The sequence below is a fragment of the Streptomyces sp. NPDC039480 genome, assembly GCF_055597165.1.
Genome location: NZ_JBVITX010000011.1, coordinates 329811 through 350123 on the forward strand (window position 1 = coordinate 329811; position 20313 = coordinate 350123).

At 70.7% G+C, this 20313-nt stretch carries 18 protein-coding genes; 11 read left to right on the top strand and 7 right to left on the bottom strand.

Features of this window, described 5'->3' with window-relative positions; genetic code table 11:
- Positions 1–213: 213 nt before the first annotated feature.
- Positions 214–489 carry a GlsB/YeaQ/YmgE family stress response membrane protein gene (locus ACZ56E_RS31370; RefSeq protein WP_150183375.1) on the top strand — a complete coding sequence of 92 codons (276 nt, stop codon included), beginning with the start codon at positions 214–216 and terminating at the stop codon, positions 487–489.
- An 82-nt stretch (positions 490–571) separates the two neighbouring features.
- Here ACZ56E_RS31370 and tyrS read toward each other — a convergent pair whose 3' ends face one another.
- The 3 genes from tyrS to ACZ56E_RS31385 all read right to left on the bottom strand — a co-directional run bounded on the left by tyrS (position 572) and on the right by ACZ56E_RS31385 (position 4832).
- Positions 572–1840, bottom strand: a complete 1269-nt coding sequence (gene tyrS / locus ACZ56E_RS31375; protein WP_471219290.1) for a tyrosine--tRNA ligase — start codon at positions 1838–1840, stop codon at positions 572–574.
- 77 nt (positions 1841–1917) lie between these two features.
- On the bottom strand, positions 1918–3312 hold the full coding sequence (locus tag ACZ56E_RS31380) for a metallopeptidase TldD-related protein (protein ID WP_471219292.1): 1395 nt from the start codon (positions 3310–3312) through the stop codon (positions 1918–1920).
- Positions 3309–4832 carry a TldD/PmbA family protein gene (locus ACZ56E_RS31385; RefSeq protein ID WP_471219293.1) on the bottom strand — a complete coding sequence of 508 codons (1524 nt, stop codon included), beginning with the start codon at positions 4830–4832 and terminating at the stop codon, positions 3309–3311. The genes ACZ56E_RS31380 and ACZ56E_RS31385 overlap by 4 nt, the downstream gene beginning before the upstream one ends.
- 186 nt (positions 4833–5018) lie before the next feature.
- Here ACZ56E_RS31385 and fabG point away from each other — a divergent pair, with 186 nt between their 5' ends.
- The 3 genes from fabG (at position 5019) to ACZ56E_RS31400 (ending at position 7018) form a co-directional block, all read left to right on the top strand.
- Positions 5019–5738 carry a 3-oxoacyl-[acyl-carrier-protein] reductase gene (fabG, locus tag ACZ56E_RS31390; protein ID WP_468609371.1) on the top strand — a complete coding sequence of 240 codons (720 nt, stop codon included), beginning with the start codon at positions 5019–5021 and terminating at the stop codon, positions 5736–5738.
- A gap of 4 nt (positions 5739–5742) precedes the next feature.
- Positions 5743–6513, top strand: a complete 771-nt coding sequence (gene fabI / locus ACZ56E_RS31395; protein WP_471219294.1) for an enoyl-ACP reductase FabI — start codon at positions 5743–5745, stop codon at positions 6511–6513.
- 151 nt (positions 6514–6664) lie between these two features.
- The gene (locus ACZ56E_RS31400; protein ID WP_471219296.1) at positions 6665–7018 is read left to right on the top strand and encodes a hypothetical protein; all 354 of its coding nucleotides are present in this window, start codon (positions 6665–6667) and stop codon (positions 7016–7018) included.
- A 36-nt stretch (positions 7019–7054) separates the two neighbouring features.
- Here ACZ56E_RS31400 and ACZ56E_RS31405 read toward each other — a convergent pair whose 3' ends face one another.
- Complete coding sequence (locus ACZ56E_RS31405) at positions 7055–7738, bottom strand: FadR/GntR family transcriptional regulator (protein WP_471219298.1); 684 nt, start codon at positions 7736–7738, stop codon at positions 7055–7057.
- Between the two features lie 139 nt (positions 7739–7877).
- Between ACZ56E_RS31405 and ACZ56E_RS31410 the strand changes: the two genes are divergently transcribed.
- From ACZ56E_RS31410 to ACZ56E_RS31425, 4 genes are all read left to right on the top strand, one after another.
- On the top strand, positions 7878–9182 hold the full coding sequence (locus ACZ56E_RS31410) for a CynX/NimT family MFS transporter (RefSeq protein WP_471219300.1): 1305 nt from the start codon (positions 7878–7880) through the stop codon (positions 9180–9182).
- 43 nt (positions 9183–9225) lie between these two features.
- On the top strand, positions 9226–9342 hold the full coding sequence (locus tag ACZ56E_RS31415) for an SGM_5486 family transporter-associated protein (protein WP_150166275.1): 117 nt from the start codon (positions 9226–9228) through the stop codon (positions 9340–9342).
- Positions 9343–9533: 191 nt separating this feature from the next.
- A complete protein-coding gene (locus ACZ56E_RS31420) occupies positions 9534–9749 on the top strand; it encodes a hypothetical protein (RefSeq protein ID WP_471219302.1) in 216 nt (71 codons plus the stop codon).
- Between the two features lie 88 nt (positions 9750–9837).
- On the top strand, positions 9838–10356 hold the full coding sequence (locus ACZ56E_RS31425) for a SixA phosphatase family protein (RefSeq protein ID WP_468609362.1): 519 nt from the start codon (positions 9838–9840) through the stop codon (positions 10354–10356).
- Between the two features lie 102 nt (positions 10357–10458).
- On the opposite strand, the gene serB is transcribed toward ACZ56E_RS31425, so the two are convergent.
- Together serB and ACZ56E_RS31435 are read right to left on the bottom strand one after the other, a co-directional pair.
- A complete protein-coding gene (serB, locus tag ACZ56E_RS31430; RefSeq protein WP_471219304.1) occupies positions 10459–11673 on the bottom strand; it encodes a phosphoserine phosphatase SerB in 1215 nt (404 codons plus the stop codon).
- A gap of 798 nt (positions 11674–12471) precedes the next feature.
- On the bottom strand, positions 12472–14259 hold the full coding sequence (locus ACZ56E_RS31435) for a streptophobe family protein (protein WP_471219306.1): 1788 nt from the start codon (positions 14257–14259) through the stop codon (positions 12472–12474).
- 276 nt (positions 14260–14535) lie between these two features.
- Here ACZ56E_RS31435 and ACZ56E_RS31440 point away from each other — a divergent pair, with 276 nt between their 5' ends.
- Complete coding sequence (locus ACZ56E_RS31440) at positions 14536–17109, top strand: ABC transporter ATP-binding protein/permease (protein ID WP_471219307.1); 2574 nt, start codon at positions 14536–14538, stop codon at positions 17107–17109.
- A 108-nt stretch (positions 17110–17217) separates the two neighbouring features.
- Here ACZ56E_RS31440 and ACZ56E_RS31445 read toward each other — a convergent pair whose 3' ends face one another.
- Positions 17218–17916 carry a transglycosylase SLT domain-containing protein gene (locus ACZ56E_RS31445; RefSeq protein WP_471219309.1) on the bottom strand — a complete coding sequence of 233 codons (699 nt, stop codon included), beginning with the start codon at positions 17914–17916 and terminating at the stop codon, positions 17218–17220.
- A gap of 451 nt (positions 17917–18367) precedes the next feature.
- Here ACZ56E_RS31445 and ACZ56E_RS31450 point away from each other — a divergent pair, with 451 nt between their 5' ends.
- Both ACZ56E_RS31450 and ACZ56E_RS31455 read left to right on the top strand, forming a co-directional pair.
- Positions 18368–19513: a GAF domain-containing sensor histidine kinase gene (locus ACZ56E_RS31450; RefSeq protein ID WP_468609352.1), complete on the top strand. Its 1146-nt coding sequence runs from the start codon at positions 18368–18370 to the stop codon at positions 19511–19513.
- Positions 19506–20168, top strand: a complete 663-nt coding sequence (locus tag ACZ56E_RS31455) for a response regulator (protein ID WP_468609350.1) — start codon at positions 19506–19508, stop codon at positions 20166–20168. The genes ACZ56E_RS31450 and ACZ56E_RS31455 overlap by 8 nt, the downstream gene beginning before the upstream one ends.
- Positions 20169–20313 lie beyond the last annotated feature (145 nt).

Sequence of the window (20313 nt, forward strand, 5' to 3'; positions counted from 1 at the left end):
CCGCCCTGTCCGCTGTGCCGGACTCTCCGCGGTACCTGCCCCGGTCCGGCCCCTCAACGTTACGCCGCGGCTGCGCAGCCTACGAGACCGGGGCGGGCCTCATCCCGGTGCCCCTCCTGCGCCGCGCCACGTATGGCCGAGCCCGACATGCGCCGTATGGCGGACGGGTCGAGACTGGCCGTAATGCTCATCTGAGCCGACTAGGAGGCAGCTATGGGCTGGTTGTGGGCCATCATCGTGGGTTTCGTGCTGGGGCTGATTGCCAAGGCGATCCTCCCCGGGAAGCAGCACAGTCCTCTCTGGCTGACCACGGTGTTCGGCATCATCGGAGCCGTTCTGGGCAACTGGCTCGCGACTCAGTTCGGCATCAACGAGACCAAGGGCATCGACTGGGGCCGGCACGCGCTCCAGCTGGTCGCGGCTCTCGTGGTCGTCGGCCTCGGTGACGCGGCGTACACGATGCTCCGCGGCAACAAACGGCGGGCTTAGCCGCACACGGAGGGGCCGGTCCACGCGGACCGGCCCCTCTCGCGCTCGCGTGGTGCGGGCATGCGGGCGTGGTGCGGGCGGGTCAGCCCGCCGTGACCTCCACCGCGGCCAGGTTCTTCTTGCCGCGGCGCAGGACCAGCCACCGCCCGTGCAGCAGATCCTCGCGGGCCGGCACGGCGTCCTCGGCGGTGACCTTCACGTTGTTCACGTAGGCCCCGCCCTCCTTCACCGTGCGCCGGGCGGCGGACTTGCTCGCCACCAGACCGACCTCGGCGAGCAGGTCCACGACCGGACCGAGCTCGGCGACCTCGACGCGCGGCAGCTCGGAGAGGGCCGCGGCCAGCGTCGCCTCGTCCAGCTCCGCGAGCTCGCCCTGGCCGAAGAGCGCCTTGGACGCGGCGATGACCGCGGCGCACTGGTCCGCGCCGTGCACCAGCGTGGTCAGCTCCTCGGCGAGCGCACGCTGCGCGGCGCGCGCCTGCGGCCGCTCCTCGGTCTGCTTCTCGATCTCCTCGATCTCCTCGCGGGACTTGAAGGACAGGATCCGCGTGTACGTCGAGATGTCCCGGTCGTCCGTGTTCAGCCAGAACTGGTAGAACGCGTACGGCGTGGTCAGCGCCGGGTCGAGCCAGACCGCGCCGCCCTCGGACTTGCCGAACTTGGTGCCGTCCGACTTGAGCATCAGCGGCGTGCCCATGGCGTGCACCGCGGCGTCCGGCTCCAGGCGGTGGATCAGGTCGATGCCCGCCGTGAGGTTGCCCCACTGGTCGCTGCCGCCGGTCTGGAGCGTGCAGCCGTACCGCCGGTAGAGCTCCAGGAAGTCCATGCCCTGGAGGAGCTGGTAGCTGAACTCCGTGTACGAGATGCCTTCCTGGGACTCCAGGCGGCGGGCCACGGAGTCCTTGGTCAGCATCTTGTTCACCCGGAAGTGCTTGCCGATGTCGCGCAGGAACTCGATCGCGGACATGCCCGCGGTCCAGTCGAGGTTGTTGACCATCGTCGCGGCGTTCTCGCCCTCGAAGGACAGGTACGGCTCGATCTGCGAGCGCAGCCGGGCCACCCAGTTCGCGACCGTCTCCGGGTCGTTCAGGGTGCGCTCGGCGGTCGGCCGCGGGTCGCCGATCTGGCCCGTGGCGCCTCCGACGAGCGCCAGCGGACGGTGCCCCGCCTGCTGGAGCCGCCGGACGGTGAGGACCTGTACGAGGTGTCCCACGTGCAGGCTCGCCGCGGTCGGGTCGAAGCCGCAATAGAACGTGACGGGACCGTCCGCGAGCGCCTTGCGCAGTGCGTCTTCATCGGTGGACAGGGCGAAAAGCCCCCGCCACTTCAGCTCGTCGACGATGTCCGTCACGGGTCTCGCGTCTCCTTGGATTTCGCTGATGGGATGCACTGAGTGCTGATGGGACGCACTGAGTGCAGTCCCCGAGGTTATACGCCCTGGCTGACCGAACTCATATTGAAATCCGGGACGCGCAGCGCGGGCATCGCGGCCCGGGTGAAGTAGTCGCCCCACTCGCGCGGCAGCGTCTTCTCCGTGCGGCCCGCCTCGGTCGCCCGGCCGAGGAGGCCCACGGGCGACTCGTTGAACCGGAAGTTGTTCACCTCGCCCACCACCTCGCCGTTCTCGACGAGGTACACACCGTCCCTGGTCAGCCCCGTGAGCAGCAGCGTCGCCGGGTCCACCTCGCGGATGTACCAGAGGCAGGTCAGCAGCAGCCCGCGCTCGGTGGCCGCGACCATCTCGTCCAGCGAGCGGTCGCCGCCCCCGTCAAGGACGAGGTTGTCGACGGCCGGCGTCACCGGCAGCCCGGTCAGGCCCGCGCTGTGCCGGCTGGTCGTGAGGTGAGCGAGCTCACCGGCGCGGATCCAGTCGGTGGCGGCCAGCGGCAGACCGTTGTCGAAGACGGAGGCGTCACCGCCCGAGGAGTGCGCGAGCACGAAGGGCGCCGACTCCAGACCCGGCTCGTACGGGTCGCTGCGCAGCGTCAGCGGCAGCTCGGTGACGCGTTCGCCGAGGCGCGTGGCGCCGCCCGGCTGGGAGAACACCGTGCGGCCCTCGGCGGCGTCGCGGGCCGACGACGACCAGTACTGGTAGATCAGCAGGTCCGCGACGGCGGTCGGCGGCAGCAGCGTCTCGTACCGCCCGGCGGGCAGGTCGACGCGCCGCCGGGCCCAGCCGAGGCGCTGCGCGAGCTCCGCGTCGAGCTCCGCCGGGTCGACGTCCTTGAAGTCACGGGTCGACCGCCCCGCCCACGCCGACTTGGTGCGGTCCGGCGACTTGGCGTTCAGCTCCAGCGTGCCGTTGGGCTGGTCGTGCCGCAGCCGCAGCCCCGTCGACGTGCCGAGATAGCTCGACACGAACTCGTGGTTCGCGAAGCCGTACAGCTCGCGACCGCCCGCGCGGGCCCGTGCGAACGCCTCACCGAGCGCGGGAGCGAAGTCCGCGAAGACCGCGGACGTGGTCTCCACGGGCGCCTCGGTGAAATCGGGGGACGCGGCGGTGCCGGTCACCAGCGGCTGCGCGTCCTCGGCGGGGGCCGCCCCGCGCGCCGCCTCCTCGGCGGCCCGCACCAGCGGCTCCAGGTCGTCGGCGGTCACGGCCGAGCGCGTCATGACGCCGGAGGCGGTGCCCTCCTTGCCGTCGACGGTCGCGATGACGGTGAGGGTGCGGCCTCGGGTGACGCCGTTGGTGGTCAGGGCGTTGCCCGCCCAGCGCAGGTTCGCCGTCGACTCCTCGTCGGCGATCACGACGCAGCCGTCGGCGGTGGACAGTTCGAGGGCGCGCTCGACGATCTCGTGCGGCTTGGTGGCGCTGCGGCTCATCGACCGGCCTCCTGCGTGGTGTTCAGAATGTTCACGCCCCGGAAGAGGGCGGACGGGCAGCCGTGCGACACCGCGGCGACCTGGCCGGGCTGGGCCTTGCCGCAGTTGAAGGCGCCACCGAGGACGTACGTCTGCGGGCCGCCGACCGCGGCCATCGAGCCCCAGAAGTCGGTGGTCGTGGCCTGGTAGGCGACGTCCCGCAGCTGCCCGGCGAGCCGCCCGTTCTCGATCTTGTAGAAGCGCTGCCCGGTAAATTGAAAGTTGTACCTTTGCATGTCAATGGACCACGACCGGTCGCCGACCACGTAGATGCCGCGGTCGACACCCGCGATCAGGTCCTCCGTGGAGAGCCCGCCCGGGTCCGGCTGGAGCGACACGTTCGCCATGCGCTGCACCGGCACATGGCCGGGGGAGTCGGCGTACGCGCAGCCGTTGGACCGCTCGAAGCCGGTGAGCCTCGCGATCCGCCGGTCCAGCTGGTAGCCGACCAGCGTGCCGTCCTTGACCAGGTCCCAGGACTGCGCGGCCACGCCCTCGTCGTCGTACCCGACGGTCGCGAGCCCGTGCTCGGCGGTCCTGTCACCCGTCACGTTCATCAGCGACGAGCCGTACGCGAGCTTGCCGAGCTGGTCGAAGGTGGCGAACGACGTGCCCGCGTACGCCGCCTCGTAGCCGAGCGCGCGGTCCAGCTCGGTGGCGTGGCCGATGGACTCGTGGATCGTCAGCCAGAGGTTGGACGGGTCGACGACGAGGTCGTACGAACCCGCCCGGACGCTCGGCGCCCGCATCTTCTCCGCCAATTGCTCGGGGATGCGCTCCAGCTCGCCCTGCCAGTCCCAGCCGGTCCCCGTGAGGTACTCCCAGCCCCGCCCGACCGGCGGCGCGATCGTCCGCATCGAGTCGAACTCGCCGGTCGCCCCGTCCACGGCCACCGCGGTCAGCTGCGGGTGCAGCCGCACGCGCTGCTGCGTGGTCACCGTCCCCGCCGTATCCGCGTAGAACTTGTTCTCGTGCACGGCGAGCAGCGAGGCGTCGACGTGCGCGACCCCGTCGGCGGCGAGCAGCCGCGCGCTCCAGTCGGCGAGCAGCCCCGCCTTCTCCTCGTCGGGCACGGAGAACGGATCGATCTCGTACGAGGACACCCACGTCCTGTCCTCGTGCACGGGCTCGTCCGCGAGCTCCACTCGCTCGTCGGACCCGGCGGCCTTGATGACCTGCGCCGACAGCTTGGCCATCGCCACGGCCCGCGACGCGACCCGCGCCGCCGCGTCCATCGTCATGTCCACACCCGAGGCGAAGCCCCACGTGCCGCCGTGCACCACACGGACCGCGTACCCGAGGTCCGTCGAGTCGGAGGTGCCGGACGGCCTGGCGTCGCGCAGCTGCCAGGACGCGCTGCGCACCCGCTCCAGGCGGAAGTCCGCGTGGTCGGCGCCCAGCGCCCGCGCACGGGCGAGCGCGGCGTCGGCGAGAGCCCGCAGCGGCAGCGCCGTGAAGGCTTCATCGATGGAATGGGGCACGGATGTCTCCCTGTTGTCGGCACCGGTCAGGTCCGATCATGTCGCGCACCCCGGCTCGAGGGCCAGGTTTTTCTGTAGGGACCCGACAGTGACTCCTCCGAGCCACTGTCGGTCGTCGATTCTCCGTATCGCGGGAGGTACCGATAGGTTTTCGAGGTACCAGACCGCTATCGAAAGGGTGATCCGTTGAGCCGCTCGGTTCTCGTCACCGGAGGAAACCGGGGCATCGGCCTCGCCATCGCCAGCGCCTTCGCCGAGGCCGGCGACAAGGTCGCGATCACCTACCGCTCGGGCGAGCCGCCGAAGGTCCTCACCGACGCCGGTGTCCTCGCCGTCAAGTGCGACATCACCGACGCCGAGCAGGTGGAGCAGGCCTACAAGGAGATCGAGGAGAAGCACGGGAACGTCGAGGTCCTGGTCGCCAACGCCGGCATCACCAAGGACCAGCTCCTGATGCGCATGTCCGAGGACGACTTCACGTCCGTCCTCGACACCAACCTCACCGGCACCTTCCGCGTCGTCAAGCGTGCCAACCGCGGCATGCTGCGCGCCAAGAAGGGCCGCGTCGTCCTCATCTCCTCCGTCGTCGGCCTGCTGGGTGGCGCGGGGCAGGCGAACTACGCCGCCTCCAAGGCGGGTCTGGTCGGTTTTGCCCGCTCGCTCGCCCGCGAGCTCGGTTCGCGCAACCTCACCTTCAACGTCGTCGCCCCCGGTTTTGTCGACACCGACATGACCAAGGTGCTGACGGACGAGCAGCGCGAGGGCATCGTCTCTCAGGTGCCGCTCGGCCGTTACGCGCAGCCCGAGGAGATCGCCGCCGCGGTGAAGTTCCTCGCGTCCGACGACGCCTCGTACATCACTGGAGCCGTCATCCCCGTTGACGGCGGATTGGGCATGGGTCACTGATCACATGAGCGGAATTCTCGACGGCAAGCGCATCCTCATCACGGGTGTGCTGATGGAGTCCTCCATCGCCTTCCACGCGGCGAAGGTCGCTCAGGAGCAGGGCGCGGAGGTCATCCTGACCGCCTTCCCGCGGCCCACCCTGACCGAGCGCATCGCCAAGAAGCTCCCCAAGTCCGCCAAGGTCATCGAGCTCGACGTGACCAACCAGGAGCACCTGGACCGCCTCGAGGGCATCGTCCGCGAGGAGCTCGGCGGCCTGGACGGCGTCGTCCACTCCATCGGCTTCGCCCCGCAGGACGCCCTCGGCGGCAACTTCCTGAACACGCCGTTCGAGTCGGTGGCCACGGCCATGCACGTGTCGGCGTACTCCCTGAAGTCGCTGACCATGGCCTGCCTGCCGCTCATGCCGGAGGAGGGCGGCTCGGTCGTCGGTCTGACCTTCGACGCGCAGTTCGCCTGGCCGCAGTACGACTGGATGGGCCCGGCCAAGGCCGCCCTTGAGGCCACCAGCCGCTACCTCGCGCGTGACCTCGGCTCCCGCGACATCCGCTGCAACCTGATCTCCGCGGGCCCGCTCGGCTCCATGGCCGCGAAGTCCATCCCGGGCTTCTCGGACCTCGCGAAGGTCTGGGACACCCGCTCCCCGCTGAACTGGGACATGGCCGACCCGGAGCCCGCGGGCCGCGGCATCGTCGCCCTGCTCTCGGACTTCTTCCCGAAGACCACCGGCGAGATCATCCACGTCGACGGCGGCGTGCACATGATGGGCGCCTGACCAGGTCGTACGTTCCGTCGTACGTCTTTGTTGTACGTCTTTGAGGCCCCGTCTCCCGCAGCGCGCGGGAGGCGGGGCCTCGGCGTGTGTGCCATCACCCGTTCGGCCCCCCGACCGGGCGGCGGCGGGGGAGTGTCACGCACTCTGAAGTGTGCGTCTCTCCGGTGCGGTGCCCCTGGCTCTCGCTCTTGTGGTCGTCGCGCCGAGCGCCGCGCCGCAAGAACCTCCCCACGCGCGCGTGGGGGAGGACGCGCGGGCGGAGAAGCCGCGGCCCCGGCCCTTCGGCTCGGAGTGCCGCACCGGTGTCGTCGGCTCCCACGTCGTCGCGTACTGCCACAACCCCTACCCCGAGACCGACCGGGTCCGCCTCCACGTGGAGTGCTACCGGTGGTGGGACATCGACACCGACTCGCGCCCCGTCGAGGCGGGACCCGCGATGACGGTGCGCCTGACCGGACGGTGCTGGAAAGAGGTCCGCTCGGTCTGGGTCAGCCACGAGAAGTGACTCGTTCCGTCAGGCCACGAGAAGTGACCCGCTCCGTCAGCCGGAAGCGAGCCGCTCCGGGCGGCACATGAAGGGATAGCCCGCCGCCTCCGAAGCGGCGGCCTCCGTGTCGCCCGCGCGGATCGCGTCCACCAGACGGGCGTGGTCCATGTGGGACTCCGGGGTCAGCTCCTCGCCGATGTCCTCGCGCAGCCAGTCCCGCAGCACCTCGCCGAGGTCCGCGTACAGGGCGGTCAGGACGTCGTTGTGCGACGCGGCGACGACCGCCATGTGGAACGTCGCGTCGGCCGTCACGAACGCCTCCGCGTCCCCGGACGCCCAGACCTCCTCGCGGCGCGCCAGCAGCGCGTCGAGCTGCTTGAGGTCGCGCTCGGTGCGGCGCTCGGCGGCGAGCTTCGCCGCGCTGGACTCCAGCGTGCTGCGCAGCTCGGCGATGTGCCGCGGGTCCGCGTCGGCGAACCGGCGCTGCATCACGCCCGCGAGCTCGCTCGTCGCGACCACATAGGTCCCCGAGCCCTGCCGGATGTCGAGCAGGCCGTTGTGCGCGAGGGCGCGGACCGCCTCCCTGACCGTGTTCCTGGCCACGCCGAGCTGCTCGACCAGCTCGGGCTCGGTGGGGATGCGGGAGCCGACCGGCCACTCGCCCGACGAGATCTGGTTGCGCAGCTCGGAGATCACCTGCTCCGAGAGCGCCGAACGGCGAGGGGTGGTCAGCGGCATGACGCTCCTTCGTGCGGGACCTCTGTGTGCGCTGCGTGAACTGTGCGCTGCTTGAACTGTGCGCACCGCGTGCTCTGTACGAGCAGTGTGACGTAAACGGATTGGACAGCCAATCATCCCATGATTCTATGATGGCCCCATGGCTAGTGAGGAAACCGGGACGATGACGCCGACAGCAACACCCCGCACTCGTACGGAACCGACCGAGAAACAGGTCCCCACGCGCGCGTGGGCGACGCGACTCGTCGTCGTGGGCATCGTCCTGGCGGCCATGAACCTCCGCCCCGCCATCACCAGCTTCGGCGCCCTCCTCGAAGAGGTGCGCGACGGCCTCGGCATGAGCGGCACCCTCGCGGGCCTGCTCACCTCCGTGCCGCCGCTCTGCTTCGCGTTCTTCGGCGTGATGGCGCCCCGCCTGGCCCGGCGCTTCGGGCCGAGCGCGGTGGTGTGCGTCGGCATGGCAGCCATCGCTGCGGGCCTGGTGATCAGGCCCTTCATCGGCGGCACCGCGGGCTTCCTCGCGGGCACCGCCCTCGCCCTCGCCGGCATCGCCGTCAGCAACGTCCTGATGCCGGTCATCGTCAAGCGCTGGTTCCCCGACCGGGTCGGTTCCATGACCGGCCTCTACTCGATGGCGCTCGCGTTCGGCACCTCCATAGCGGCCGCGGCCACCGTCCCCCTCACCGACGGTCTCGGCGGACGCTGGCAGACCGGCCTCGCCGTGTGGGCCGCGCTCGCCGCCGTCGCCGTCCTGCCGTGGATCCCGCTCATCCGCGACCGGGGCACGGCCGCCGCCGAGGCCCCGGAGCACATCAGCCCCGCCGTGCGCCAGGAGGACGCGGGACTGCGCATCACCCACAGCCGCACCGCGTGGGCGCTCGCCGTCTTCTTCGGCCTCCAGGCCACGGCCGCGTACATCACGATGGGCTGGATGCCGCAGATCTTCCGCGACGCGGGCGTCCCCGCGGGCGAGGCGGGCGTGCTGCTCGCCGTCACGATGGCCATGGGCGTGCCCCTGGCGTTCGTCATCCCGAGGGTGGCCACGCGCCTGACCAACCAGGGCCCGGTCGTGATCTTCCTCGGCGCCTGCGGACTCGCCGGCTACGCCGGCCTGTACCTCGCCCCCGCCGGCGGCGCGTGGGCCTGGGCGATCCTGCTCGGCATCTCCAACTGTGCCTTCCCGCTCGCCCTCACCATGGTCGGGATGCGGGCGAAGAGCAGCGTCGGCGTGGCCAAGCTGTCCGCCTTCGCGCAGAGCACGGGCTATCTGATCTCGATCCCGGGACCGCTCCTCGTGGGCGTGCTCTACCAGCACAGCGGCGGCTGGGGGCTGCCGATCGCTCTCATGGCGGCCCTGATGGTGCCGCAGATCGTCATCGGTACGCTCGCGGGCCGCAACCGCACGGTCGAGGACGAGGTGGCGGGGAGGGCCGCGGCGGCCTGACCCCGGCGGAGGGTGGGTGGGTGAAGGGTGCGAGACTGGCTGTATGCCCGTCCTCGACCCGAACCCCCAGAACGGCCAGAAGAAGCTGCTCATCGTGCTCGGCTCGATGCTGGCCATCACCGTGATCATCGGCATCATCGCCTCCATCGCCTCGCCGTGAGACCGGCGCCCACGACGGCCCGAACGGGCTCCGGCGCGGCGGATGGTGGGGCTAGCACCCCCATCCCCTAGGGGGTCAGTATCAGGGTCAAGTGGGTGGACCTCCGGATGGGTCGGGGGTCGCCGATCACCTAACTTCGAGTTGTGCCCGCGAAGACGCGGCGCGGACCACTCGAAGACCACGGAGGCGGCATGTCGGCCCGATCGCACACCCGGCGCGACCCGGCCCAGTCGGGCAGCGTCGAGATCCAGCTCCCCTGGTGGGCCATCGCCCTCCCCGCCGTCGCCTTCGCGGCCCTGCTCCTGCTGATCCTGAACCCCGTGGACGCGCACGCGGCGACCGGCGAGCCGGCCCTCACCCACCTCCTGGAGCGGATACAGACGCTGGTCCTGCGCGCGGCCTCCTGACCCCTCCGCCACCGGGCCCGTCACCCGCGCCGGGGCACCACGCCAACTCCCTGCGCCCCATGGCACGTTTCATGCGAAGCTGGGATGCATGAGCGTCGCAGAACCCCGCAGGATTGTCCTCTTCCGGCATGCGAAGGCCGACTGGCCGGATGTCTCCGACCACGAGCGGCCGCTCGCGGAGCGAGGCCGCCGGGACGCCCCCGTCGCCGGGCGCAAGCTGGCCGACAGCGGCATCGCCTTCGACACGGCCCTCTGCTCGACCGCCACCCGGACCCGCGAGACCTGGAAGCTCGCCGTCCAGGAGCTGCCGCAGCGGCCGAAGACCGTCTACGAGGAGCGGCTGTACGAAGCCTCTCCCGGTGAGCTGATCGCCGTGCTCAACGAAACCCCGGACGACGTGCAGAACCTCGTCCTGATCGGCCACAACCCCGGCGTGCAGGGCCTGACCGACGTCCTCGCCGGGGAGGCCGAAGGGGACACCAGAGCGCGGCTGGACCGCAGGGGCTTCCCGACCGCGGCCTTCGCCGTCCTGACGTACTCCGGCTCGTGGAAGGCACTCGAGCCGGGCGTGGCCACCCTCGTCGACTACTGGGCGCCGTCCGAGTAGCCCTATCCCCGTCCACTGTGAGGGGCCCGGCACACACCGGTGCGGGCCCCTTCGACGCGGGTGACAGATACAGGTGTACGTCTGTCCAGGTGCCGTCGGCCGTCAGTCCAGGTGCATGTCGGCCGCCTCCACCTCTTCCCGGGTGATCCCGAGGAGATAGAGGACGGTGTCCAGGAAGGGGACGTTCACCGCGGTGTGCGCGGCCTCGCGGACGACGGGCTTGGCGTTGAAGGCGACACCGAGGCCCGCCGCGTTCAGCATGTCGAGGTCGTTCGCGCCGTCACCGATCGCGACGGTCTGCTCCAGCGGCACCCCGGCCTCCGTGGCGAACCGGCGCAGCAGCCTGGCCTTGCCCGCGCGGTCGACGATCTCGCCGGTGACCTTGCCGGTCAGCTTGCCGTCGACGATCTCCAGGGTGTTGGCCTGCGCGAAGTCGAGGCCGAGACGTTCCTTCAGATCGTCGGTGACCTGGGTGAATCCGCCCGAGACGACGCCCACTTGATAGCCGAGGCGCTTGAGCGTACGGATGAGGGTGCGGGCACCCGGCGTGAGCCGCACCTCGGAGCGGACCTTGTCGACGACCGACGCGTCGAGCCCGGCGAGCAGCGCCACGCGGGCGTGCAGCGACTGCTCGAAGTCCAGCTCTCCGCGCATCGCGGCCGCCGTCACCTCGGCGACCTCCGCCTCGCACCCGGCGTGCGCGGCGAACAGCTCGATGACCTCGTCCTGGATGAGCGTCGAGTCGACGTCCATCACGACCAGGCGCTGGGCGCGGCGGTGCAGGCCCGCCGCGACGACCGCGACATCCACGCCGAGCTTCGCGGCCTCTATGGCGAGGGCGGTGCGCAGCGTCTCGGTCTCGGTGCCGGACACCGCGAACTCGACGGCGGTGACCGGGTACTTGGCGAGCCGGAAGATACGGTCGATGTTGCCGCCGGTGGCCGTTATCCGGGCGGCGATCGCGGCCGTCGACTCCGACGTCAGCGGGTGGCCGAGCACGGTCACGAGCGAACGCCCGAGGCCACGCGGCCGGTTGTCGCCGATACCCGAGATGATCTCGGCCTGCATCTTCATGGACTCCGCCCAGCTGTGGACGGTGGCCCGCAGGTCGCCCTCCAGGCCGGCGGGCGGCTCGGTCACGAGCGCGCACAGCACGATACGGCCACGGGTGACGACCTGCTCGATGTCGACGACGTCGACGGAGTAGGCGGCGAGGGTGTCGAAGAGGCCGGCGGTGATGCCGGGGCGGTCCTTGCCGAAGATCTTGACGAGGAGGGTGGGGAAGTCGGGGGGCTGAGGGGGCTGCGAAGCACTCATGGTGATCCCTACGGTATCCGCCCTCTTCCCACCCCCGCCCGCCCGGTCCGCCACCCGGACAGCCCGCCCCGGCTCGCCTGCCGCCGGCCTGCCGTGGCCGGCTGACCCGTCGGGGCGGCCCCTGTCCCGCCGCTTCGCGACGGATGCCTCCCACCCGCCGGGCCCGCTGGCGCGTCGGGGCTGATCCTGACCGGCCGCTTGGCGGCGGATGCCTCCCGCGCACCGGGCCGGGTGGTCCGTCGGGGCTGATCCTGTCCCGCCGCTTCGCGGCGGATGCCTCCCACCCACCCACCCGTTCACCCCGCGACACCTCCTTACCGTAGGGGCCACCTCGCCACCGCAAGGGCCGGGGTGGCCCGCCCAGGGCGTGCGACCTCGTTCCCGCTGGGGGGCCAGGTGGGCGGCGCGGGTTGCCTCGCGTCGGCTCCTCCTCGTCGGGGGCAGGCGTGGGTCGCCCAGGATGTGTCCGACCCGTTCCCGCAGGTGGGTTGCAGGTGGCGTGGGTTGTCCCGCGAGTTCGCCTCTTCGTAGGGGCGGGGCACGGTTTGCCGAGGTGTGTTCGACCCGTTCCCGTGGTCGGTGGGCTGCGGGTGACGCCGGTTGTCCTGCGGCTGCTCCTCCTCGGAGGGGGCAGGTTTGGTGCGGTCAGGGGGCGTTCGGCCCGTTTCCGTTGTGGGCGGCTGCTGCTCCTCGGAGGGGGCAGGTGTGGTGCGGTCAGGGGGCGTGCGGCGTGGTCCCGTTGTGGGCAGGCGGGCCGCGGGCGGCACGGGTGGGCACAACCCACGGTGCCGGGTGGTGTTAGTTGGGCCTGCGGGGGGTCTTTGGTGCAGGGGGTGGTGGGGGAGGCGGTGGGGGTGGGGGCCAGTCGGAGGAGTGGGAGCGGCGGCGGGGCGGTGGGGGTGGGGGGACCACCGGGCCCATGACCGTCGGGGCGCCGGAGACGTCGCGGGGCGCGGAGGGGGGCGGACGTAGGTAGGGGTTCGTGTCGGGGTTCGGCGGGCGGTGCGGAGTACCCGGGGTGTACGGCCCGGCGCCGGGAGTGGAAGAAGTGCCGGGGGTGGAGGGTGTGACGGTGGCGCCGGGGGACCCCGTCGTTCCGAACCCCGTCACCCCACCCCCCGCCGCCCCCGCGGCCACCGCAAGCACCGCCCCCACCACCCCCGCTCCCAACCCCCACGCCGCCCCCAGCAGCACCGCCATCCCGAGCCGCCCGTGCAGTTCGACCCCCGCGCCGAACGCGTCGAAGCCGAACACGGAGAGCGAGGCGTCCACGGAGACCTCGGACAGCCATGCGAGCAGGGGAAGCCCGAGCGCCGTCACCACCCCGAGCCGCACCGCGCACAGGCCCACGAACCCCGCAGCGGACGTCTTGGCATGCACCCCGCCCGCCTCGGAGGCGCCAGCTGTGACCCCGACACCAGCTGCACCTCGTACAGCACCTGCACCCCGTATATAAGGAGTCCGTACCGCCGTCAGCACCCCCGCGAACAACATCGCCACCCCCGCCGCCACGCCCAACAACCAGACCCTGCCGTCCAGTTCCGCGAGCCGCCCGAGTGTGAGCGCCTTGTCGGACGGGCCCGTCAGGAGGTCGTCCACCGGGTCCGGCAGGAACCGCCGGAGTTCGCCCGTCGCCCTGCCGTCCCACGGCACGAAGAGCCCGACGGGCAGGCCGAGCCAGACACCGTTCGGCGCCCCGAGCAGCGCGGCGCCGGCGATCCGCTTGGGGTGGTCGTCGCCGACCATCGCGTACGCCGCCGCGGCGAGCCCCGCCGCGACCGCCACCAGCACCACCGTGACCAGCGCGGACACGGCCGGCCGCACCACCCGGTGCAGCCCCCCGAGGGCGCGCGGCAGCGGCGTGCGCCGTGACGCGAGCAGCGCGATGAGCAGGACGCCGGTCACCCAGACCGCCCCACCGAGCAGCGTCGGCCCGGTGTCCACGGTGAAGCCGACCGAGGCCTCCGCCTCGACCAGGTCCCCGAGCCGGTCGGGCAGGAGCCCGCCGATGTCGTCCCCGAGCCCACCGGGCAGCTTGTCGCCGATCCCGTCCGGCAGCCTGTCGATGCCCTCCTCGATCCCCTTGTCGATGCCGAGCTGCTTGCCGTCGATCGTGATGACGTCGTGCCCCACCCAGGCGAGCCCCGCGAGCATCGCGACGAAGAGGGCGACCACCGCGGCCGCACGCGCGGCGAGTTCGGCGGGGGCGATCACGGCCCCCGCCGCGCGCAAGGAGCGCAGAAAGAAGTGCGCGAGGAACAGCGCGCCGACCAAACCCACACCGAGTGGCGCAATATCGACTGTCGTGGTCGCCTCCGCGCCGTCCAGACCGAACGCCGAGACGTCACCGGACGGCGTGACCGAACCTCCCGCGCCCAGCGCGACGGTCGCCGCCGTCATCGGCCCGAGCGCGGCGATCGCGTCCGCGCCGAGCAGATGAAGGCCGAGCGCGGCCGTCCCCGCCATGCCGACCAGTGCCCAGCTGACCGCGGCGATCGCGGAGAGCAGCACGTCACCCCACCGCACACCCCGGCTGCCGCCTCGGTGGCCGCCCTTGTGATCGCCTTCGTGAGCGTCGGCCTGCATCAGGACCCCCCGGACCGCGGCGCGTTGCCCTGAATGCACTTAATGCTCCCAATGAGCATGATCCGTATGCACTGATGGGCACTGATGGGCGCTTCCTACTCTCCGGGCCGATTTCTTCCCCGTCAACGGGGCAACCCGTCACGCCCGTACGCAGTCTTCACAAGGCCCGACTTTCGGTCAGAGCCCTCCTCCTGAAATAGTTCCTCCCGATGTTCGACATCCCTAGACTCCCCACCGATGGGGGCTAGCTCGGGGGACAACTCAGTGGGGCATGGAGTGCCGGAACTCGTACTGGAATTGAATGGCAGGACCTGGACGCTGGACGCGTCCAGGCCGTACACCCTCGGACGTGATCCGCAGGGGGATATCTCGCTCGACGACGCCAGGGTCTCCTGGCGGCACGCGACGATCAGCTGGAGCGGGCGCAGCTGGGTCATCGAGGATCACGGCAGTACCAATGGCACCTTCGTACAGGGCCAGCGGATTCACCAGATGGAAATCGGCCCCGGTTCGGCCGTGTACCTCGGCAACGCGACCGACGGTCCGCGGGTGAACGTGTCCGGTGGCGTCCCGGGCGCGGCCGCGGCCGCCGTCGCGGCACCGCAGCAGCACGCCCAGCAGCAGGCCGCATCGCAGCAGCACGCCGCACCGCAGCAGCAGGCCCCGTACCAGGCGCAGCAGCAGGGCTGGCAGCAGCACCCGCAACAGCACCAGCAGCACCACCAGCCCCAGCAGCAGCACCAGCCGCACGTGCCCCAGCAGCAGGGTGGCCCGTCCGAGCAGTACGCGCAGAAGACTCCCGGTACCGGCGGCGTCGCGGGGGCCCCGCCGGTCTACGGCGACCGGAGCCCGACGACGTTCCACCAGCTGGCACTCGGCCGCAAGATGCGCATCGGCCGTGCCCTGGAGAACGAGCTCGTCGTCTCCGACCTGCAGGTCTCGCGCCACCACGCCGAGTTCACCGCGACGCCCGACGGCCGCTTCGAGATACACGACCTCGGCTCGCACAACGGCACGTACGTCAACGGCCAGCCGATCGCGAAGTCCTCGACGGTCCTGATCGGCCCGAACGACATCGTCGGCGTCGGCCACTCGACCTTCCGCCTCGTCGGCGGGCAGCTCGAGGAGTTCGTCGACACCGGTGACGTCTCCTTCTCGGCCCGCCACCTCACGGTCACGGTCGACGGCGGCAAGCAGATCCTCAAGGACGTCTCCTTCGGCGTCCCGGAGAAGTCGCTCATCGCGGTCATCGGGCCCTCCGGTTCCGGCAAGTCCACCCTGCTCAAGGCGCTCACCGGCTACCGGCCCGCCAACCAGGGCGACGTCCTCTACGACAATCGGAACCTCTACAAGCAGTTCGCCGAGCTGCGGCAGCGCATCGGTCTGGTCCCGCAGGACGACATCCTGCACAAGGAGCTGACCGTCAAGAAGGCCCTGAAGTACGCGGCCAAGCTGCGCTTCCCGGCCGACACCACGGAGGCCGAGCGCGAGTCCCGCATCGACGAGGTGCTGCGCGAGCTCAAGCTGGACATCCACAAGGAGAAGAAGGTCACCTCCCTCTCCGGTGGCCAGCGCAAGCGCGTGTCGGTCGCCCTGGAGCTGCTGACCAAGCCCTCGCTGATCTTCCTGGACGAGCCGACCTCCGGCCTCGACCCGGGCATGGACCGCGACGTCATGCAACTCCTGCGCGGCCTCGCCGACGACGGCCGCACGGTCCTCGTCGTGACGCACTCGGTCGCCGAGCTGGCGATCTGCGACAAGCTCCTGGTGATGGCGCCGGGCGGTTCGGTGGCGTACTTCGGCCCGCCCGAGGAGGCCCTGAACTTCTTCGGCTACAGCACCTGGGCCGACGTCTTCTCCGCCTTCGAGAACTACCGCGACTACGACTGGGCGGGCCGCTGGAAGGGCTCGCAGCACTACCAGATGTACGCCGCGGACATCGACGCCGTCGCCGCGCAGTCCGTACAGATGCCGCCGCCCCAGGCGGTGAAGCCGCCGAAGCCGCAGGGCTGGGGGTCGCAGCTGTGGACCCTGATCCGCCGCTACACCTCGGTGATCGCGTCCGACAAGGGCTTCATGGGCCTGATGGTGATCCTGCCCGCGGTCCTCGGCATCGTCAGCGTCGTGATCCCGGCCGACTTCGGGCTCGCCCCGCCGAAACCGCCGGTCAAGTTCAACGGCGACGCGGGCACGATCATGCTCATCCTCGCGGTCGGCATGTGCTTCTCGGGCGCGGCCAACTCCGTACGTGAGCTGATCAAGGAACGGGTCATCTACGAACGGGAACGGGCCACCGGCCTCTCCCGCTCGGCGTACCTGATGTCGAAGGTCATCGTCCTCGGCGTCATCACGGCCATCCAGGGCGTGATCATCTGCGCCATCGGCTTCGCCCCGCGCGAGCTGCCGGAGGAAGGCCTGATCATGCCGCCGGCGGCGGAGATCTGCCTGACGATCATCGCGCTCGGCTTCACCTCGATGATGTTCGGCCTCGTCATCTCCTCGCTGGTGAAGACCGCCGAGAAGACCATGCCGCTCCTGGTCATGTTCGCGATCGTCCAGGTCGTGTTCACCGGCGTCCTCTTCCAGGTCTACGGCTCGCCGGGCCTGGAGCAGTTCGCCTGGCTGATGCCGTCCCGCTGGGCCATCGCCGGCGCGGGCGCCACCCTCGACCTGGCGCACCTCATGCCGCCGTGGGACCCGAAGAACCCGAACGACCTGGACCCGCTGTGGGAGCACTCGGCGAGCCAGTGGGGCATCAACATCACCATCCTGCTCGCGCTCGGCGTCATCTGCGGCATCGCGGTCGCGCGCCTGCTGCGCCGCCACGAGCCGGAGGTCATGCGCAAGTAAGCACGTATGTACGTACGAGAAGGGCGGCACCCCGCGCGGGGTGCCGCCCTTCGGCGTCTGAGAACCTCATCTTCGGCTGAAGAGGTCCAGTGATCAGGCGATCAAGGCTCAGTAGGCGCCGTTCACGTTGTCCATCGAGCCGTACCGGTCGGCGGCGTAGTTGGCCGCGGCCGTGATGTTGGCGACCGGGTCGTAGATGTTCGTGGAGGTGCCCTCGACGTGGTACGCGTCGAAGGTCGGCTTGATGACCTGGAGCAGGCCGATCGACGGGGTGCCGTTGATGGCGTTGATGTCCCAGCCGTTCACGGCCTGCGGGTTGCCGGCCGACTCACGGATGATGTTGCGGTGCAGGCCCTCGTAGGAGCCGGGGATGCCCTTGGCCTTCATGATGTCCAGGGACTGGCGGATCCAGCCGTCGAGGTTGTTGGCGTAGACGGGCTTGCGGGCGGCGGCGCGGCTCGCGGCCTCCTTGGCCTTGCGCTCGTCCTCGGCCTTCTTCTTCGCGGCGGCCTCGTCGGCGGCCTTCTTGTCGGCGGCGGCCTTCGCGGCGGTGTCCTTGGCCTTCTTGTCGGCGCTGCTGTGCTGCTTGATGACACCGGCGCGGACGGCCTGCTCGGCCTCGACGTTCTGCTTGAAGGCCACCGGGGCGGTATCGAGGCTCCGGGTCTCGGTGCCCGCATCGGCGCTGCCCGGCACGAGGGAGAACGCGAGGGCAGCGGCGCCGAGCGTGGCGACACCGGCGATCGAGAACTTCTGGGCCTTGGTCACGGTGGGACGACTATGACCAGGGGTGTTGTGCATGGACATGCGAGTTGGACCTCTTCGAATAGCGGAGGTCGCTCCGGCCGGCGGGGACATGGTGCATTCCGGCAAAACGCCGCGGTCGGGGAGACCGCGGCGCCGAGCGACGAGAGCAATTCTTAGCGGCCGCAAAAATGTGTGGCAAAGGTGTGACGTACGATGCCGGGTAGTGGATCAGGGGGTGCACACACGCCCAATTCGGGCACCTACCCCGTTTGCGTAAAGGGATTCCTCATCAACTAGGGGTCTTCGTACGTGATGTGCGTCCTATGCGCGGTCTCACATCAGCGACGTAACGGTCTCACCAGGAGTTGCCGCCGCAACGCTCTCAGTGAGGGGCCTCGGTGGAGAGTATTAAGTGGCCGTCGCCGGACCGCGGACCTAGGCCCCGGGACGTAGGCGGTGGCCTCCACTGGTCGGATACGGACTGTCACACCCCACCGGTACGGTTGTGACCATGAGTCAAGGACCCCGATCCGGCCTGACTGCGGTGAGTTCCGCGCTCCTCGCCATGAGCAGGCATCTGGAGGTGCGTGACGTCCTCAAGACGATCGTCGCCTCGGCCCGCGAGCTGCTCGACGCGGAGTACGCCGCGCTCGGGGTCCCCGACGACCACGGCGGCTTCGCCCAGTTCGTCGTCGACGGCGTCAGTGACGACCAGTGGAAGGCCATCGGCCCCCTGCCCCGCCAGCACGGCATCCTCGCCTCGATGCTCCAGAAGGGCGAGACCGTCCGGCTCGGCGACGTGCGCGAGGATCCCCGCTTCGGAGGCTGGCCCTCCGCCCACCCGGACATGTCCGACTTCCTCGGCGTGCCCATCCACTCCGACGGCGAGACGCTCGGCGCGCTCTTCCTCACCAACAAGAACTGCCCCAAGCCCCAAGGTGGTTGCGGCTTCACCGAGGACGACGCGGAGCTCCTCGCGATCCTCGCCCAGCACGCCGCCATCGCCCTCACCAACGCCCGCCTCTACGAGCGCAGCCGCGAACTGACCATCGCCGAGGAGCGCTCCCGCCTCGCCCACGAGCTGCACGACGCGGTGAGCCAGAAGCTCTTCTCGCTGCGCCTGACGGCCCAGGCGGCCGCCGCCCTGGTGGACCGCGACCCGTCCCGCGCCAAGGGCGAGCTCCAGCAGGTGGCGGTGCTCGCGGCCGAGGCCGCGGACGAACTGCGCGCGGCCGTCGTGGAGTTGCGCCCCGCCGCCCTCGACGAGGACGGCCTGGTGGCCACCCTGCGCACCCACACGCACGTGCTGGACCGCGCACACTCCGCGCACGTCACCTTCGAGAGCAACGGCGTGCGGGCGCTGCCCGCCTCGCAGGAGGAAGCCATGCTGCGGGTCGCCCAGGAGGCCCTGCACAACGCGCTGCGTCACTCCGGCGCGGAGCACGTCGCCGTGCTGCTGGACAAGCACGGCACCGGAGCCGTCCTGCGCGTCGTCGACGACGGTTCGGGCTTCGACCCGAAGTCGACCCGCCGTGCGGGGCGGCACCTGGGCCTGGTCTCCATGCGGGACCGGGCGAGCGGGGTCGGCGGACGGCTGACCGTGGAATCGGAGCCCGGCAAGGGCACGACGATCGAGATGGAGGTCCCCGGTGGCTGACGCCGCGCTCAACACGAAGACAGGGATCCGGGTGCTGCTGGTCGACGACCACCAGGTGGTCCGCCGCGGTCTGCGCACATTCCTGGAGATCCAGGAGGACATCGACGTCGTCGGCGAGGCGTCGGACGGCGCCGAAGGAGTCGCCCGCGCCGAGGAGTTGAAGCCGGACGTCGTCCTGATGGACGTCAAGATGCCCGGCATGGACGGCGTCGAGGCGCTGCGCAAGCTCCGCGAGCTCGCCAACCCCGCGCGCGTGCTCGTCGTCACCAGCTTCACCGAGCAGCGCACGGTCGTCCCGGCCCTGCGCGCCGGCGCCGCGGGATATGTCTACAAGGACATCGACCCGGACGCCCTCGCCGGCGCCATCCGCTCCGTGCACGCCGGGCACGTCCTGCTCCAGCCGGAGGTGGCGGGCGCACTGCTCTCGCAGGAGGAGACGGGCGGCGGGCAGGGCAGGGGCGGCTCCCTCACCGAGCGCGAGCGCGAGGTCCTCGGCCTGATCGCCGACGGCCGGTCGAACCGCGAGATCGCCCGTGCCCTCGTCCTCTCCGAGAAGACCGTCAAGACGCACGTCTCGAACATCCTGATGAAGCTGGACCTGGCCGACCGCACCCAGGCCGCGCTCTGGGCCGTGCGGCACGGAGTGACCGGCTGAGCAGCCGACAAGCCCCGGGCGGGCCGTCGACTTCCGGTCTGAGATTCATACCGTCGTGTGGATGTCCCCCGGATGGCGTATCCCCGGGGGCGTTCGGGCGTTCTCCAGTGCGTGCTGCGGCGGCTGGCCGCAGCTTCTGCTCAGG

Excerpts from the sequence above, each read along its gene's own strand:
- ACZ56E_RS31380 (WP_471219292.1), bottom strand. The coding sequence starts at position 3,312 with ATGAGCCGCAGCGCCACCAAGCCGCACGAGATCGTCGAGCGCGCCCTC.
- ACZ56E_RS31420 (WP_471219302.1), top strand. The coding sequence starts at position 9,534 with ATGTCGGCCCGATCGCACACCCGGCGCGACCCGGCCCAGTCGGGCAGC.
- fabI (WP_471219294.1), top strand. The coding sequence starts at position 5,743 with ATGAGCGGAATTCTCGACGGCAAGCGCATCCTCATCACGGGTGTGCTG.
- ACZ56E_RS31435 (WP_471219306.1), bottom strand. The coding sequence starts at position 14,259 with ATGCAGGCCGACGCTCACGAAGGCGATCACAAGGGCGGCCACCGAGGC.
- ACZ56E_RS31405 (WP_471219298.1), bottom strand. The coding sequence starts at position 7,738 with ATGCCGCTGACCACCCCTCGCCGTTCGGCGCTCTCGGAGCAGGTGATC.
- ACZ56E_RS31445 (WP_471219309.1), bottom strand. The coding sequence starts at position 17,916 with ATGTCCATGCACAACACCCCTGGTCATAGTCGTCCCACCGTGACCAAG.
- ACZ56E_RS31415 (WP_150166275.1), top strand. The coding sequence starts at position 9,226 with ATGCCCGTCCTCGACCCGAACCCCCAGAACGGCCAGAAGAAGCTGCTC.
- ACZ56E_RS31425 (WP_468609362.1), top strand. The coding sequence starts at position 9,838 with ATGAGCGTCGCAGAACCCCGCAGGATTGTCCTCTTCCGGCATGCGAAG.
- ACZ56E_RS31410 (WP_471219300.1), top strand. The coding sequence starts at position 7,878 with ATGGCTAGTGAGGAAACCGGGACGATGACGCCGACAGCAACACCCCGC.
- ACZ56E_RS31450 (WP_468609352.1), top strand. The coding sequence starts at position 18,368 with ATGAGTCAAGGACCCCGATCCGGCCTGACTGCGGTGAGTTCCGCGCTC.
- ACZ56E_RS31370 (WP_150183375.1), top strand. The coding sequence starts at position 214 with ATGGGCTGGTTGTGGGCCATCATCGTGGGTTTCGTGCTGGGGCTGATT.
- serB (WP_471219304.1), bottom strand. The coding sequence starts at position 11,673 with ATGAGTGCTTCGCAGCCCCCTCAGCCCCCCGACTTCCCCACCCTCCTC.